This window comes from Marinomonas sp. TW1, from assembly GCF_001625355.1.
Classification (GTDB): domain Bacteria; phylum Pseudomonadota; class Gammaproteobacteria; order Pseudomonadales; family Marinomonadaceae; genus Marinomonas.
The window spans coordinates 108,510-124,234 of the sequence record NZ_JSEE01000008.1; the positions used below are offsets into that span (position 1 = coordinate 108,510).

A 15,725-nucleotide genomic window follows, 5' to 3' on the forward strand; every position below is an offset into this window, starting at 1 on the left:
TTTTTAAAGGTTAATTTTTAATTTATCAGCGTTATTTTGAGAACGCTTATGGCTATTAATATGGCTTTGTTTCACTGAATCAAGACAGTGTCATTTAAAAACTTGGCCTAGTTATTGCTGACCGAAAAGACAAGTTCAAAATTTTTTATTCAGCTTTTTTACCTTTTGGTAAATGTATTTAACGGTAATAGGAGACGGCCATGCAAGACCTTCGAATTAACGAACAACGCCTTTGGGATACGTTAATGGAAATGGGGGAAATTGGCGGCACCGAAAAAGGCGGCTGTAATCGTTTAGCCGGAACGGATTTAGATAAACAAGCCCGTGATCTTTTTGTGTCTTGGTGTGAAGCCTGTGGCTGTACTGTGGAAATAGACAAAATTGGCAACATTTTTGCTCGTAGACCTGGTATCCATAACGATTTACCAGCCGTCGGTACGGGTAGCCACCTTGATACTCAACCCACTGGCGGTAAGTTCGACGGTGTCTTTGGTGTGCTATCGGGCGTTGAGGTATTACGAACCCTTCATGAAAACCAGATAGAGACACCAACGGCGATGGAGTTCTCTGTTTGGACTAACGAAGAAGGCTCTCGTTTCCAGCCCGCTATGCAAGGTTCTGGCACTTATGTCGGTCGCTTCGACTTAGACGCGGAATTGAATAAAACTGATGTGAATGGCATTCGTCTCGGCGATGAGTTGGAACGCATTGGCTACTTAGGCGACATGGAATTAGGCAGTCGTCATATGGGTGCATTTTTCGAAGCACATATTGAACAAGGCCCTATACTGGAAGATGAAAAAAAGGCCATTGGTATTGTGCGCTTAGGTCAAGGCATTCGCTGGTATAACGTAGAGGTGGTCGGTCGTCCTTCGCACTCCGGCACAACCCCCATGCATTTACGTAAGGATGCCATGTTAGCGGCCTCAGCCATTGTTACAGAGATGAATAATATCGCTCATCGTCACGAAAATGGTTTGGGGACTGTTGGTTATATGGATGTGTGGCCAAATTCACGCAATACGATTCCGGGTAAGGTAACCTTTAGTGCGGATTTACGTAACCCACTACCTGATGTGTTATTGACCATGCATGAAGAACTGGAAGCCTTTTGTAAAAAGATTGCCAAAGAGCATGAGCTTGACGTTAATCTAGATCACTTCTGGTATTTCGCACCGGTGGAGTTTAATGCTTCTGATGATGTCAAAGCTGCCACCGAGAAATTAGGTTATAGCCATATGGACATCTATGCTGGCGCCGGACATGATGCCTGCTATATGGCGGATTTGGTCCCAACAGGGATGATTTTTACCCCTTGTTTAAACGGCATCAGTCATAACGAAGCCGAGTACAGTTCGCCAGAAGAATGTGCCGCTGGTGCCAACGTGCTGCTGCATACCATGTTAGAAGCCAGTGACCGAATTGCCCAAGAGCATACAAAAGCATAAACCTTGTCCGTAAGAGACAAGATGAAGAAAGGGCGCTTAATAAACTGAGCGCCCACCTTGAATGAAACAATAATTCCATAATAACGATCAACCCAAGAATAGAAGAGGTGGCAAAAATGACCAGCAAGTCTGTTAAGCAAGGTGAGTTTTATGAGTTAGAGGTCGACAGCGACCTGCAAAACAGCACAGCCTATAATGACGACCTTGCTCCGACTAAGATCAAGGATCGCACTTGGAGCAAATGGAACATCGCCGCCCTTTGGGTTGGGATGTCCATTTGTGTGCCAACTTACACCCTAGGCGGCGTACTGACCGCTTACTTCGGCTTATCTGTTACCGAAGCCCTGTTCACCATTTTGATTGCGAATATTATCTTGCTGGTGCCACTCACATTGAATGCCTACCCGGGTACAAAATTTGGCATTCCTTTCCCTGTCCTATTACGCTCTTCCTTTGGCATGGTGGGCTCCAACATCCCCTGCTTGATTCGAGCCATTGTCGCTTGTGGCTGGTTTGGAATTCAAACCATGTTTGGTGGTTTGGCCATTCACTTATTTCTCTCTGCCATCTCAGATGGTTGGGCTAGCTTAGGTGGCGTGGGCGAAGTCATTGGCTTCTTCATTTTCTGGGCACTGAACATGTACGTCGTCATCAAGGGGGCGGAATCCATCAAATGGCTTGAAACATTGGCCGCACCTTTGCTCCTTATTGTTGGCATTGGCTTAATGGTTTGGGCTGGCGGCAAGGTATCCTTTACAGAGATTTTAGCCACACCCGCTAACCGTCCAGAAGACGCTGGCTTTATGGGTTATTTTTTAGGTGGCTTGACCGCGATGGTCGGTTTTTGGGCGACACTGTCACTCAATATTCCTGACTTCAGTCGTTATGCCAAAACGCAAAAAGATCAGGTGATAGGGCAAATTATTGGTCTGCCTGTCACCATGTTTTTCTTCGCGGCGTTAGGTGTTGTACTAACGGCTGCTTCTAGCACATTAGTCGGTGAAACCATTTCCGATCCGATTTCGTTAATTGGTAAAATTGACAGCCCTGTTTGGGTAGCCGTTGCCATGGTATTAATCGTGATTGCGACGTTATCAACCAACACGGCGGCCAACGTAGTATCGCCTACCAATGACTTCCAGAACATTGCACCGAAACTCATCAACCATACTCGCGGTGCCTTATTGACAGGACTTATCGGCATTCTCTTGATGGGCTGGGAATTGCTCAAAAAAATGGGCATGTTGGAATCGGATGTCAGTGTGGAAAGTATGTACTCTAACTGGCTATTGGGTTACTCCAGCTTACTTGGCCCCATTGCTGGCATCATGATTGTCGATTATTTCTTAATCAAACGTCAGCATTTAGATCTGGTGGCCTTGTATACTCCAAGTAGCTTGTATCCAGCGTTCAACAACGCAGGTCTCATCGCTTTTGCTGCCCCGGTATTGATCACCCTGATTGCTTTGAATGTGCCGTCATTAGGCTGGTTCTATAACTATGGCTGGTTTACCGGTGCTTTCACTGGCGCTTTGCTGTACTTCATCTTAGCCAATCTACAAAGCGCATCAGCGAACCAAACCGATGCTGTGGCCTCATAAAATCTAATTTAACCGCACTGGCGTTGCCTGTTTCCGTCTAGAACGGAGACAGAGCAATGCCATTCTTCAACGCTGGCAACTCGTGAACGAGCAAGATCCATTCTTGCTGGTCGGTCGCGCTTGCCCAAATTTAACAAAAAACCTGTAGAAAAAAGGACGGCATATGAGTCTATTAATCAAAGGCGGAACCATTGTCACCCATGAAGAAACCTTTCAAGCCGACATTCTCTGTAAAGACAATAAAATTGTCGAAATTGGCAGCATCAGTCAACTACCCAATGATGTAGAAACCATTGATGCAACGGGTAAACTCATCATGCCTGGCGGCATTGATCCCCATACCCACATGCAATTACCTTTTATGGGCACAGTGGCAAAAGATGATTTCGCCTCAGGCACGGCCGCAGCGTTAGCTGGAGGAACCACCAGCATCATTGATTTTGTGATTCCAAATCCACAACAATCACTTTTAGACGCTTACCATCAATGGCGTGGTTGGGCAGAAAAAGCCCATTCAAACTATACCTTTCACGTGGCCATTACCTGGTGGGACGATTCCGTCGCGGAAGAAATGAAAGTTCTGGTTGATCAACATGGGGTGAACAGTTTTAAACACTTTATGGCGTATAAAAATGCCATCATGGCAACAGACGACATTCTGGTGTCCAGCTTCACAAAATGCCTTGAACTGGGCGCCATTCCTACCGTTCACGCCGAAAATGGGGAACTGGTGTATCACCTACAAAACAAACTGCTTGCTGAAGGCATGACCGGACCAGAAGCTCACCCTCTATCTCGTCCATCCTCCGTAGAAGGCGAAGCTGCGAATCGCGCCATTAGTATCGCCAACACACTAGGCGCGCCTATTTATTTGGTTCACGTCTCCACTGAAGAAGCCGTTGATGCCATTCGCTATGCCAAAGACCATGGCCAAACGGTATTTGGCGAAGTACTCGCGGGTCATTTAACGGTAGATGACAGTGTTTACCAACATCCTGACTGGGCCACCGCGGCCGCCCACGTAATGAGCCCACCATTTCGCCCTAAACATCACCAAGATGCGCTTTGGAAAGGGGTACAAGGGGGAACCTTACAGACCACCGCTACTGACCATTGTGCTTTTTGTGCGGATCAAAAAGCCATGGGGAAAGACAACTTTGCCCAGATCCCAAATGGCACTGCCGGTGTCGAAGAACGTATGATGGTATTGTGGGAAAAAGGGGTAAATGAAGGCAAGATCACCGCCAACGAATTTGTCGCGTTGACCTCGACCAACACAGCCAAAATATTCAACATCTACCCGAACAAAGGCTGTATTCGAGTGGGCGCAGATGCCGATTTGGTTATTTGGAACCCTGCCGCGAAAAAAATTATTTCCGCGAAGACCCATCACTCAAAAATTGAACACAGTATTTTCGAAGGGATGGAAATAAACGGTGTACCAGAGACGACCATTTGTAATGGCAAGTTGGCTTGGCATAACAACACCCTTATCGCCAAATCAGGTGAAGGGAAATACATAGATCGACCCGCCTACGCTCCCTTTTATGAAGCTCTACGTAAGCGCAAAGAATTGAATAAGCCGGTCGCAGTGGCACGTTAATTCAACGCACTTTGGTGCCCAAAATACGACGCACAAAAAAGCGATGTGATCACTCACATCGCTTTTTTGATGTCCTAATTGAGGTCATTAGGAAGAGCATTAGAAACGTTCGATAACAAAGTGCACAATGGCTTGCAGTACCACAAAAGACATGACACCAGCGAGGATGTCGTCGAGCATAATACCAAAACCGCCATGGATTTTTTTATCAACCCATGAAATCGGCCAAGGCTTCAAAATGTCGAACAGACGAAACAAGATGAACCCTAAGACGATATAAAGCCAACCAGCGGGGGCCATCCACATGGTGATCCAGAAACCGACGAATTCATCCCACACAATACCCGCATGATCATGTACTCCCATGTCTTTGGAGGTCTTGCCACACAGATAAATACCCAGCAGCGACGTAAGCACTAAGACCACCAAGTATGCCATATTGGACAGGTCTTGGAGGAACCAAATAAATAGCGGCACCGCCGCCAAGGTGCCAAATGTCCCAGGAGCTTTAGGCGCGGCACCGGAACCGAGACCAAACGCCAGAAAATGAATTGGATTTCGCCATACAGAGGCAGGGGCAGAATTTGCCATAACGCGATTAACCTTCTAAAAAATTAAATGTATTGTACTGTTAAAAATGTTGCCAACCGGACACCTCGCCATCATACCCTTGAATGGAGAACCCAGACGTCGTCACTTCACCCACTTTGACACAAGGCAAGCCCAGCGTTTGGGTGATCAAAGCAATTTCGGCGGCCTGAGAAGGCTCTGCGGTAAAGCACAGTTCGTAATCATCACCACCGGTTAACGCCAAATTCAACGCTTGCTCTGGTTGCCATTGCCTCAACTCATAGGACATTGGTATGCGACTCGCATCCAAGTTGGCCCCCACCTTTGACGCGGATAAAATGTGCTGAATATCTTGCGCTAAACCATCCGAAATATCCATCATCGCATTCACTACTCGCTTCAACGCCATACCTGCAATCAAACGCGGTGACGGACGCCAGTAGCGTTCATAGAAATAGTCAAAACGCTCACTGGATACCTGTGTTTGTCCAGTCACAATCGCCACGGCCGCCGCCGCATCTCCCAAGCAGCCAGTGACATAAATGTCATCTCCCACTTTCGCATTAGCACGCCGAGGGGTTTGATTGTGCTCAACATAACCATGAACTTGTAAACTGATGGTTAAAGGACCTTTGGTGGTGTCCCCGCCGACCAATATCAGACCAATGGGCTCCGCCAGTTCCGCCATACCTTGCGCTAACCCAGCAAGCCATTGTGGGTCCGAGTGAGGTAACGTTAAGGCCAGGGTAAAAAAGGCAGGTTTCGCTCCCATTGCCGCTAAATCGCTGACGCAAGTGGCCACCGCCCGATAACCAATATCAACAGGATCAGCATCATAGGGAAAATGACGACCTTCAACCAAGGTATCCATTGAAAATACCAAACTCTGACCCGTTGGCACTTGCACCTGAGCGCAATCATCACCGATGCCCAATAAAAGATCGTCACGACCTCGAATGCTTGCCATTTCAGAGGTCTGAAAGATGTTTTGTATCAACTCAAATTCTTTCAACAGAATGTCCTTTTATTCCCCAGCCAAGCCCACCAAAGAGGGATTGAGGAAAATCAATTTACGCATTAAGAGGATACCGTATTGTCAGAAAGATGTCAGAAGCAAAACGGTGGGGCAGGATCAAGCGTTGCAAAACAAACAAGGCCGACCACTTATCGCTGATCAGCCTTGTTAATCACTAATAAATGGTTCTCTACCGCGAGATTAATCGTCTTTCGGGCGTTTCATTCGCGTCTTAGGCGTTGGTACCACTTCCAGATAAAAAGACTTCCAGTTTTGACTCTGTGCAGTACTGATATTAACCTTGATATCCCCTTCATGAATCTCGCGGGCTTTGCTTTCAACCTGTCCAAACTTACAGTTAAATCCCCAAAAATCAGCCCCTTCTGGTAAGGCTTTAGCGCGCTCCTGCTTAATGTATTTCTTAACTTCGTTTTTTGCTTCTTCAATGAGGCGCGGGTAGTTTTTTTTGGGATGAGATAACACAAAGTTCTTTTTCATTATGATCCTAAAATTATTGAGTAAGGCTGCGTTCTAGCCACCTTGATGCACCTATGATAACGGGTTAGCCATCAACCAGCCATCGATATCAAGAGGCTACGCCTATTTATGCTAGAAACCAGCAAACCATTGCTCGCCATAAAAAAGCCCCCGTTCATTGGCAATGAGCCATAAACGGGGGCTTTTTCGATGTCTAAAAGCGATGAACAGGCTTATTTATTACGACGTGCGGCAATTTCTTCACGGCGAACACGTTGTGCTAACTTGTCCAAAATACCATTTACATACTTATGACTTTCTGTTGCGCCAAAGCCTTTTGCTAATTCAACGCTTTCGTTGATCGCTACTCGATATGGCACGTCCAAACGCTCAGACAATTCAAACGCACCAATACGCAATACAGCCAATTCGATCGGATCAAGTTCTGAGAATGGGCGATCTAATAGCTCTTCAAACAAGCCATCCAGTTTTTTCGTACCAGACGTGACACCTTGTAGCACTTCACGGAAGTAAGCTTTATCACAAGCTCCCATGTCTTGATCCATCACAAATTGGGTCTCAATTTCACTTACCGCAGTGTGATTCATCTGCCATTGGTAGACAGCCTGCAATGCCAAACGACGCGACGCACTGCGCATTTGTGAACGTGAAGGTTTTTTATCCTTACGTTGCGGTGCTGGGTTTTGTTCGTTTGTAGTTTCCACTTCGCTCATTTTTTGCCTCAGTTATCCAGACTACACGACCTTTTGGGTATGTGTGTTCAGTCTGTTTTATTGTGCTCTAAACCGTTATGGCCAAGAGCACGAGAATACGCTTTATCTTGGCGGGCGATTATAGCAACATTTACGCTAGGTTTCTCGGCAAAGTTATCGAAATTTCACCAAGTTTTTAAGGTTTTTCTGCTTTCCTCAAAAAAGCGAGTAAAAGCAATGACTCAGTGATCAACACACACTCATTCCAGCGCGTCTTCTGACTCATCAAGATAAATCGGTTGATATACCAAGCGTAGATCTTGCCCTACCTGACGTACAGACTTTAACTGTAAATCGACCGCATCGGCCATCACTTCTAAGGGTAGCTGGAATAAAGCACGAGCACTGGATCCCAGTAATTTCGGTGCCATGTAAACCACAATTTCATCGATCAAGCCGGCTTGTAGAAAGCCACCCGCCAGCTCAGCCCCCGTTTCCAACAAAACTTCATTAATGCCCATGTCCGCCAATTGTTCCATCGCATCAATCAGATCCAAACGACCATCGTCTCCGGACGGTGAAAATTTCACCTGCACCCCTTTTTGTTGCAACACTTCAAGATGCTCTGCTTCCACTTCCTTTTCAATGGCAAACACACACGCCTGTGAACTAGGGTAAAGAATTTTTGCTTCTGGCACGATCGAAAGCGCCGTGTCCATAATGACACGCAAAGGTTGACGAACTGTCTTAGCATCCACTTGCTGACCCTGTTCATCAATGCGCACTGTCATACTCGGATTATCCGCTAATACCGAGCCAATGCCGGTCACAATGGCATCACTTTGAGCTCGCCATTTCTGTACATCCAAGCGCGCATCAGGCCCCGTTATCCACTGACTTTCACCAGATTCCATCGCCGTTCGACCATCTAGACTCATGGCCAATTTCACTCGAACAAAGGGGAGACCTTCACGCATGCGTTTATTGAAGCCTGGGTTTAAAGCCTCGCATTCAGCGTCTAGAATGGGGCCAACGACCTCTATGCCTGCGGCTTTGAGTTTCGCTAAACCATTGCCCGCAACCTCTGGGTTCGGGTCTTGCATACCGTACACAACACGCGCCACTCCCGCTTTAATGAGTGCGTCGGCACAAGGTGGTGTTTTGCCCTGATGACTACAAGGCTCTAAGGTGACATACGCGGTCGCGCCACTCACATCTTGCTTGGCATCCGCTAACGCATTGACTTCAGCATGACCTTCGCCAGCTTTCACATGGTAGCCTTGTCCAATCAATTCATCTTGTTTCACTAACACGCAACCCACTCTAGGGTTTGGATGTGTGGTAAACAGGCCCTTTTGAGCGAGTTGCAACGCTTTGGTCATCCAATATTCGTGGTTATGCATCATCTTTGTCTTCTTCAATGGCAGCTGGCAATGCCATACTATGGCTTTCAAGGCGATCAATGGCCTCACGGAATTCGCTGATGTCTTTAAAGCTCCGATACACGGAAGCAAAGCGAACATAAGCAACTTGATCCAGTCGCTGAAGTTCTTCCATAACCGCTTCACCCGTCCATCGAGATGGCAATTCCCGCTCACCTGTCGCCTGCATTTTTTCTTTAATACGCGTAATTGCGGTTTCCACCGCTTCCATGCTCACAGGGCGTTTTTCAATGGCTTTGAGTATGCCATTGCGTAATTTATCATCGTCGAATGACTCTCGACTGCCATCACTTTTGATCAGTTTTGGCATTTGCAATTCGGCCACTTCAAAGGTGGTGAAGCGCTCCTGACAATGTATGCAAGTACGTCGACGTCGAACCTGTGCGCCTTCTGACACAAGTCGAGAATCCACTACTTTAGTCTCTTGAGTTCCACAAAAAGGGCATCGCATAGTGCTTCCAATATCACAGGTTTGATGTAAGAATGTTTGCTTATTATTTCTGGCTCAGATGATACCAACCCCATTCTTAGATAGCCACTAAGCGCGCTGTTTGCTCGCCCAGTAAATACATTAATAAGGAATCTAATGGCTTTTGCTGAATTATCCGGTCTGGTTGCTGCCCTCTGTTGGACCTTGTCCAGTTTGATGGCACCACGACTGATCCTGCGCTTTGGCACCATGCGCTTTAATACCTGTCGAATCACCATCGCCAGCAGCATTTTATTAATACTCTGTTTGGCCACCGACCGCTTTGACGACACGCTCTGGCAACATGCCGAACTGGTCATGCTATCTGGCGTACTGGGTATTTTCTTAGGCGATACTATGCTGTTCACTGCCGTTCATCGCCTCGGTCCAAGACGAGCTGGCGTTTTATTCTCAATGAACGCGCCCATTTCCATTGTATTAGGCTGGCTCTTTCTCAATGAACACCTGTCCATTCTGCAATTATTCGCCTGTGGATTGGTACTAACCGGTGTCATCATCGCCATCTTATTTGGCAAACGCGATAATGCCCATGCGTGGGAACAAACTCGCGGTCATCTAGGGTTTGGCATTGTCATGGCCCTTGGCGGTGCGCTTGGTCAGGCCAGTGGTGCTTTATTGAGTAAACCCGCTTTGCTCAGCGGTGCCGATCCAATTGCCGTCTCTGGTCTACGTGTCACCACGGGGGCAATCGCCCTTATTCTGGCCTACAGTTTGTACTACCGTCACAAACTACCCGTCGACGCTATCCCTTTTTCACAGCTAACAAAACGTGACTTTATTGGCATCAGCGCTCTGGCAACCATCGGCATGGTCATTGGCATGAGCGTGTTAGTGTGGGGCGTCGGTAATGCCAATGTCGGTATTGTCACCACCTTATCAGCGGTGGTGCCAGTGCTCATTCTCCCTGGCTTATGGATCACCACGGGACAACGGCCAGCATTTGGCGCTTGGTTGGGTGCCATTCTGGTGGTGATTGGCGCCGCTTTGATTGTTCAATTCAGTCAATCATAAGGCTTACTTACAATGCCCCCCATAAAATAATATGGAATTTGCCTTTCTTATCTGTGGTCATATTTTGCCCCTTGTTCCCATGTGCTATTCTTAGCGCACTTATATATCAGCGCGCTATCCCATCATTAAGCCTGTTTTTATTAATGATGGTCAGGCGCGTATTATCAATCTCAGGAATAAGTTGGCTCTGTTATGGCTCAGTTTGTATACAGCATGAATCGCGTTGGAAAAGTTGTTCCACCTAAACGCGAAATTCTAAAAGACATTTCTCTTTCATTCTTCCCGGGCGCAAAGATCGGTGTATTGGGCCTGAACGGTTCTGGTAAGTCCACGCTATTGCGCATCATGGCGGGGGTTGATACCGAGCATAATGGTGAAGCACGTCCGATGCCGGGCATTAAAATCGGCTATTTGGAACAAGAACCTCATCTTGACCCAACGAAGAACGTGCGCGGCATTGTTGAAGAAGCCTTTACTGACGTTATCGAAGCCATGGCACGTTTGGATGCGGTTTACGCTGAATACGCCGAGCCAGATGCAGACTTCGATGCCCTAGCAAAAGAACAAGGCCAACTGGAAGCCTTGATCGAAGCCAAAGAGGGTCACAACCTAGAGCGTGCGCTTGAAGTGGCCGCCGATGCGCTACGCCTTCCACCTTGGGAAGCCAGCGTTGAACACCTTTCCGGTGGTGAACGTCGCCGTGTTGCCCTTTGTCGTCTATTGCTAAACAAGCCTGACATGATCCTTCTCGACGAGCCTACCAACCATTTGGATGCGGAATCCGTGGCTTGGCTAGAACGCTTCTTGAAAGACTACCCAGGCACTGTTGTGGCAATTACCCATGACCGTTATTTCCTAGACAACGCCGCTGGCTGGATTCTGGAACTTGACCGTGGCCACGGTATTCCATACGAAGGTAACTACTCTTCTTGGTTGGAGCAAAAAGACGCTCGACTACAAACAGAAACGAAACAACAAGCCTCTCACCAAAAAGCCATTAAATCGGAACTTGAGTGGGTTCGCCAAAACGCCAAAGGTCGTCAGTCTAAATCCAAGGCCCGTTTGGCTCGATTCGAAGAAATGAACTCGCAAGAGTTCCAAGATCGTAACGAAACCAACGAATTGTACATTCCACCAGGACCACGTCTTGGCTCGAAAGTCATCGAAATCGAAGGCGTGAGCAAGAGCTTCGAACATAAGATGCTACTAGAAGACTTCAACATGGTGGTACCGCAAGGCGCGATCGTTGGTGTGGTTGGTGGTAACGGTGCCGGTAAATCGACGCTGTTCAAAATGATCGCAGGCATCGAACAACCCGACACAGGCACAGTGACCATAGGCGAAACCGTACAGCTTGCTTACGTTGACCAAATGCGTGAACTGGATGGCGACAAAACCGTCTTCGAAGAGATCGCCGACGGCCAAGACATGATCACGGTTCACAACTACAAAGTACCGTCTCGTGCTTACATTGGTCGCTTTAACTTCAAAGGATCGGATCAACAAAAATTGGTTAAGCACTTGTCTGGTGGTGAGCGTAACCGTTTGCACCTTGCGAAATTGCTTAAAGAAGGCGGCAACGTATTACTACTGGATGAGCCGACCAACGACCTTGATGTGGAAACATTACGAGCACTGGAAGACGCGCTATTGGCCTTCCCAGGCGCCGCGATTGTTATTTCCCATGACCGTTGGTTCCTAGACCGTATCGCGACACACATCCTAGCGTACGAAGGCGATTCAAAAGCCGTCTTCTTCGAAGGTAACTACGCAGAATACGAAGCCGACTACAAACAACGTACCGGTAACGAAGCGACACCAACGCGTATCAAGTACAAACGCATTGATGCTTAATCAGTTCAATATCGTCTAGAAACCAAAAAGCCGCTTCAGAGGAAGCGGCTTTTCTTTATAGGTCAATGATATCTATTGTGGCATTTTCTATTTCAGGTTCAAGCATACATCTATCTTGTCCAAGATAACCTAAATGCACCTCTAGCGCCTGAGGGTTGATATTAAGGTCTATCCCGTCTATCACAATATTACTTTCTAGATACCCTTTTAGTTTTCCATAAATATGTTCTTCACCAGCAATTAGCTCTTCGTCACAAAAAAGCTCTTTCCTATATGGATACGCAAGCTTCTCATACGTTTCAGGCGAACAAAAAATATGTAATTCAAATAAACACTCCATATTAATAGATAGACTGAATTTATTTTCACCTAAATACTTTGCTTTAGAAACAAACAGGCTGTAGAGATCTGGTTCACCAGAAAATACAGCTTGTACAGAGTCATTTCTTAAGTCAGAAAAGCAAACATCAAGATCAGTAGGCAACCTAATAGAGTCATAATAGAATTGCTTTTCAAGATATTCTTCTTTTTTAAAATCTCTTATAAAATCTTCGACTAATACGCTCACAGAGGAAGATCCTAAAGTTTTTAGAATCCCGTTAATTCGTCCATCTAGACTATCTAGATCTATGATTGCTTTCTTAATATCTTGCTCTTCAAACAAACTATCCAGCGAGCTATATGTCCTAACGCTATCTAAGCTATTACAGCATTCAATTAGGTGTTGATCTTTCGTGATTACTGTAACAATAGACTCTAAAGAGACTTTCTTTATGCAATCAAAGATTACTGCGTCAGGAAAGTCATCACGACTTTTAGGCTTTTTAAAAGCTCCTTCTCCAAGAAAGTAGTCATCAAAAATCTCCTCTATTGAGGAGTTATTTATTTTATAGGTTTCTATACCCTCTTGGCTGGCCCAACCATAAAAATCAGGCTCAATTTTTTTAATAGCGCTTGAAATTGAAGACTCTAAACCAGCAAGACTATATTCACTGCCATAAACCTTACTATTTTTAAGCTTCCTTAACGCTGAAAGAGTATTTTTTTTAGAAACCTCAGACTCCTCAACCCGTTTAGTTAAATATTCTCTCGCTACAACTTCAGGTATGACAAGCTTTAAGATACCTGATTTAACAAGCCTTAAGAGCACCTGTATACCAGATGTATCTGTACGAGTATTGTGAAAAATATTGGTATCTAAAATTACTTTATGATCCATCTAATGCTTCCTTAATTATCTATACCAACTGTAGCACTTTCTTAGACGCCTCAGCTAAGAAGCCAGATCGGGATTTGTATTTTGGATTGGCGGCGACGACCTTATCAATCTTGGTGATTAATAAGTGTGGCAAAGTGACGTTGATCTTCTCGCTTTTACCAAGCAGTGGCGTGATGTCGACATTCACGATTGCCCAAACACCATTGCTGAAGTCAGGGTTGTCTTTTAACTCGGCAATCGGACTCGCCACGGGAATCTCCTCGCCATCTTCCAGCATCAATTCTAAATGGCTGAAAATTGCTTCTTCTGCCATTTCTAGTGCTTCATCAAATGTATCGCCAGCAGAAAAACAGCCGGGCACATCTGGCACAGTAACGCCGTAGCTAACGCCATTATCGGTATGTAATACAATTGGGTATTTCATTGTTCGTACCTTTGCTAAAGCCACTAATGAATTTAGTTGAGCTAAGCTTGTTTCTTTATACTATTGAAAGTACCAATCAGTAATTTCTAAATTGAATAAACTATAACTCCAATAACTCTTGAAGTGAATGGCAACAACACTATAAAAAAAACCGCTTACCTTTCAGTAAGCGGCTTCAAAAAACAGTGTCAGGCGCTACACAACATCCACACGAATCAGTGTGCCACTGTCACCTACGACTTCGTTTTTCCCCAAGCAAATATCGGTTTCGATAAGGCCATTTAAACTGCCCGTCATGAAGAAAAAATCATCAATGTAGCCTCGGCGAACACATTCTTGAACGCCTTTTAACAACACAGCTTGCTTTTGCTCAAAGAAATCAGGGGAACTGGTTGAGTAATGATACTCTTGGCCACTTTTCAAAGAAAAATCACTCGCAATAGGCTGATCTGACACCAGCATGCCGTAATGGTAATAAAAGTCACAAGACTGATAGCTCTGCTCATTGATCTTGGGGCGTAAGACTTCAATTGCTACAAGAGGCTTGCTTTGATTAACCGCATATTCAATATCATGAGCTAAAAGAGGCACACGGCACTGATAGCAAATTTCAACTTCTATGCCAGATATATCACGGCTCGCAATCTCGGTACTTTGATTCGACAAAACTTGAAAGTCAAAAATAGGGGAGAGGATAAACAAACCGGAGTCTTCTACGACCTTCCAGCCTTTGATAACCGCCCCTTTGCTTATTAACTCAGCAATTAACTGATCTTGCGCATGACAAATATCATCATAACTGTCCGTAATCGAGGTGAAAGCACCACCGTCAAAAGTACGAACAATGGCCGAGTATTCTGTAAAATTCATCTAATAATTCCTTAAAAAAATTCAATATCAAACACTTAAATTCCTCGGACGGGCTCCTTTGGTATTCAGTCTAATACGATAAATAGAAGTAGAAGCAGTAATGTATAATGTCTCGCCCTGATGATCCGAAGATCGATCAACAGCAAAAGTACAGTTAGAGACTGTTTCAGGGACAAAAATTTTGCCTAATAATGTCCCGTCATCATGATAAACCTGAATACTGTCTTCTGACGACGTGTAGATCCAACCCTGCACATCCACACGAAAACCATCGGCTAAACCGGGGGATACTGTGGCAAACAGTCTTTCATTCGTTAATGTCGCCCCCTGCTCAACATCAAACACTTTGATATGATGGTTTCCCGAGCCATCTTGTCTTAATGCTGCAGAAGTATCAGCAATATAAAGTTGAGACTCATCAGGGGAAAAAGCCAGTCCATTAGGTTCTTCAATCGTACGACAAACGACAGATAACTCATTGTTAGCAGGATCGAAGCGGAAAACGAAATTCCCCTCCTGCTCAGACTCAGCTTTATAACCTTCGACATTAGATAAAATGCCATAAGGCGGATCGGTAAACCAAATAGTACCGTCTGATTTAACAACTAAGTCATTTGGAGAATTAAAGCGTTTACCAAGATAACGGTCTACCAAGGTTGTGGTTTCATCTGTCTGTAAATTCGTTTTCTCTATCGCTCGAGCACCATGACTACAATGCAATAAATTACCTTGTAAATCTAAATAATGACCATTGGTAAAGTTGGCAGGAGAGCGCCAAATGCTTGCCCCTTGTTCGCTATTCCAGCTTAATATTCGATTATTCGGAATGTCACTCCACAATAAGGTTTGTGATGCTTCTAACCAAACAGGGCCTTCAAACCATTTCCCGCCCGTATAGACTTTCTCTAGAACAGAGTCCGCCAATAAAATACGTTCCAATCTATTATCGAACTTTTCGATGCCTGCCATACTCTATCTCCAAAATAAC

15 protein-coding genes are annotated in these 15,725 nt (G+C 45.5%); 5 read left to right on the top strand and 10 right to left on the bottom strand.

Translation table 11 applies throughout. The features are described from left to right. The first annotated feature begins 200 nt into the window (after positions 1–200). The 3 genes from OA79_RS08930 (at position 201) to hydA (ending at position 4,652) form a co-directional block, all read left to right on the top strand. Positions 201–1,448 (top strand): Zn-dependent hydrolase, encoded by a 1,248-nt coding sequence (locus OA79_RS08930; protein WP_063332885.1) that lies wholly within the window; start codon positions 201–203, stop codon positions 1,446–1,448. Positions 1,449–1,564: 116 nt separating this feature from the next. After that, complete coding sequence (locus OA79_RS08935) at positions 1,565–3,049, top strand: NCS1 family nucleobase:cation symporter-1 (RefSeq protein WP_197465378.1); 1,485 nt, start codon at positions 1,565–1,567, stop codon at positions 3,047–3,049. A 163-nt stretch (positions 3,050–3,212) separates the two neighbouring features. Continuing rightward, the gene (gene hydA / locus OA79_RS08940) at positions 3,213–4,652 is read left to right on the top strand and encodes a dihydropyrimidinase (protein ID WP_063332887.1); all 1,440 of its coding nucleotides are present in this window, start codon (positions 3,213–3,215) and stop codon (positions 4,650–4,652) included. 99 nt (positions 4,653–4,751) lie between these two features. Here hydA and OA79_RS08945 read toward each other — a convergent pair whose 3' ends face one another. The 6 genes from OA79_RS08945 to nrdR form a co-directional block, all read right to left on the bottom strand. Further along, positions 4,752–5,243, bottom strand: a complete 492-nt coding sequence (locus OA79_RS08945) for a phosphatidylglycerophosphatase A family protein (RefSeq protein WP_063332888.1) — start codon at positions 5,241–5,243, stop codon at positions 4,752–4,754. Between the two features lie 40 nt (positions 5,244–5,283). Next, a complete protein-coding gene (thiL, locus tag OA79_RS08950; RefSeq protein ID WP_063332889.1) occupies positions 5,284–6,234 on the bottom strand; it encodes a thiamine-phosphate kinase in 951 nt (316 codons plus the stop codon). Between the two features lie 204 nt (positions 6,235–6,438). Further along, positions 6,439–6,735 carry a DUF6172 family protein gene (locus OA79_RS08955; protein ID WP_063332890.1) on the bottom strand — a complete coding sequence of 99 codons (297 nt, stop codon included), beginning with the start codon at positions 6,733–6,735 and terminating at the stop codon, positions 6,439–6,441. 212 nt (positions 6,736–6,947) lie between these two features. Continuing rightward, entirely contained in the window at positions 6,948–7,448 is a 501-nt protein-coding gene (nusB, locus tag OA79_RS08960; protein WP_063332891.1) for a transcription antitermination factor NusB, read from the bottom strand. A gap of 239 nt (positions 7,449–7,687) precedes the next feature. Then, positions 7,688–8,833: a bifunctional diaminohydroxyphosphoribosylaminopyrimidine deaminase/5-amino-6-(5-phosphoribosylamino)uracil reductase RibD gene (gene ribD / locus OA79_RS08965; RefSeq protein WP_082825429.1), complete on the bottom strand. Its 1,146-nt coding sequence runs from the start codon at positions 8,831–8,833 to the stop codon at positions 7,688–7,690. Further along, positions 8,823–9,320, bottom strand: coding sequence for a transcriptional regulator NrdR (gene nrdR, locus OA79_RS08970; protein WP_063332892.1), 498 nt, complete (start codon positions 9,318–9,320; stop codon positions 8,823–8,825). The genes ribD and nrdR overlap by 11 nt, the downstream gene beginning before the upstream one ends. A 135-nt stretch (positions 9,321–9,455) precedes the next feature. On the opposite strand from nrdR, the gene OA79_RS08975 reads away from it, so the two are divergent. Together OA79_RS08975 and ettA are read left to right on the top strand one after the other, a co-directional pair. After that, the gene (locus OA79_RS08975; protein ID WP_063332893.1) at positions 9,456–10,370 is read left to right on the top strand and encodes a DMT family transporter; all 915 of its coding nucleotides are present in this window, start codon (positions 9,456–9,458) and stop codon (positions 10,368–10,370) included. Positions 10,371–10,562: 192 nt separating this feature from the next. After that, positions 10,563–12,224: an energy-dependent translational throttle protein EttA gene (gene ettA, locus OA79_RS08980; RefSeq protein WP_063332894.1), complete on the top strand. Its 1,662-nt coding sequence runs from the start codon at positions 10,563–10,565 to the stop codon at positions 12,222–12,224. A gap of 55 nt (positions 12,225–12,279) precedes the next feature. On the opposite strand, the gene OA79_RS08985 is transcribed toward ettA, so the two are convergent. The 4 genes from OA79_RS08985 to OA79_RS09000 form a co-directional block, all read right to left on the bottom strand. Further along, positions 12,280–13,443 (bottom strand): PIN domain-containing protein, encoded by a 1,164-nt coding sequence (locus tag OA79_RS08985; RefSeq protein ID WP_063332895.1) that lies wholly within the window; start codon positions 13,441–13,443, stop codon positions 12,280–12,282. A gap of 19 nt (positions 13,444–13,462) precedes the next feature. Continuing rightward, entirely contained in the window at positions 13,463–13,867 is a 405-nt protein-coding gene (locus OA79_RS08990; RefSeq protein ID WP_063332896.1) for a type II toxin-antitoxin system HicB family antitoxin, read from the bottom strand. A 195-nt stretch (positions 13,868–14,062) separates the two neighbouring features. Beyond that, positions 14,063–14,737, bottom strand: coding sequence for a hypothetical protein (locus OA79_RS08995; RefSeq protein ID WP_063332897.1), 675 nt, complete (start codon positions 14,735–14,737; stop codon positions 14,063–14,065). 27 nt (positions 14,738–14,764) lie between these two features. Continuing rightward, the gene (locus tag OA79_RS09000; protein ID WP_063332898.1) at positions 14,765–15,706 is read right to left on the bottom strand and encodes an SMP-30/gluconolactonase/LRE family protein; all 942 of its coding nucleotides are present in this window, start codon (positions 15,704–15,706) and stop codon (positions 14,765–14,767) included. Between the last annotated feature and the right edge of the window lie 19 nt (positions 15,707–15,725).

What these genes read in the sequence shown, in the direction of transcription:
- OA79_RS08930 (WP_063332885.1), top strand. Translation starts at nt 201, where the DNA reads ATGCAAGACCTTCGAATTAACGAACAACGCCTTTGGGATACGTTAATG.
- OA79_RS08935 (WP_197465378.1), top strand. Translation starts at nt 1,565, where the DNA reads ATGACCAGCAAGTCTGTTAAGCAAGGTGAGTTTTATGAGTTAGAGGTC.
- hydA (WP_063332887.1), top strand. Translation starts at nt 3,213, where the DNA reads ATGAGTCTATTAATCAAAGGCGGAACCATTGTCACCCATGAAGAAACC.
- OA79_RS08945 (WP_063332888.1), bottom strand. Translation starts at nt 5,243, where the DNA reads ATGGCAAATTCTGCCCCTGCCTCTGTATGGCGAAATCCAATTCATTTT.
- OA79_RS08955 (WP_063332890.1), bottom strand. Translation starts at nt 6,735, where the DNA reads ATGAAAAAGAACTTTGTGTTATCTCATCCCAAAAAAAACTACCCGCGC.
- nusB (WP_063332891.1), bottom strand. Translation starts at nt 7,448, where the DNA reads ATGAGCGAAGTGGAAACTACAAACGAACAAAACCCAGCACCGCAACGT.
- ribD (WP_082825429.1), bottom strand. Translation starts at nt 8,833, where the DNA reads ATGATGCATAACCACGAATATTGGATGACCAAAGCGTTGCAACTCGCT.
- nrdR (WP_063332892.1), bottom strand. Translation starts at nt 9,320, where the DNA reads ATGCGATGCCCTTTTTGTGGAACTCAAGAGACTAAAGTAGTGGATTCT.
- OA79_RS08975 (WP_063332893.1), top strand. Translation starts at nt 9,456, where the DNA reads ATGGCTTTTGCTGAATTATCCGGTCTGGTTGCTGCCCTCTGTTGGACC.
- ettA (WP_063332894.1), top strand. Translation starts at nt 10,563, where the DNA reads ATGGCTCAGTTTGTATACAGCATGAATCGCGTTGGAAAAGTTGTTCCA.
- OA79_RS08985 (WP_063332895.1), bottom strand. Translation starts at nt 13,443, where the DNA reads ATGGATCATAAAGTAATTTTAGATACCAATATTTTTCACAATACTCGT.
- OA79_RS08990 (WP_063332896.1), bottom strand. Translation starts at nt 13,867, where the DNA reads ATGAAATACCCAATTGTATTACATACCGATAATGGCGTTAGCTACGGC.
- OA79_RS08995 (WP_063332897.1), bottom strand. Translation starts at nt 14,737, where the DNA reads ATGAATTTTACAGAATACTCGGCCATTGTTCGTACTTTTGACGGTGGT.
- OA79_RS09000 (WP_063332898.1), bottom strand. Translation starts at nt 15,706, where the DNA reads ATGGCAGGCATCGAAAAGTTCGATAATAGATTGGAACGTATTTTATTG.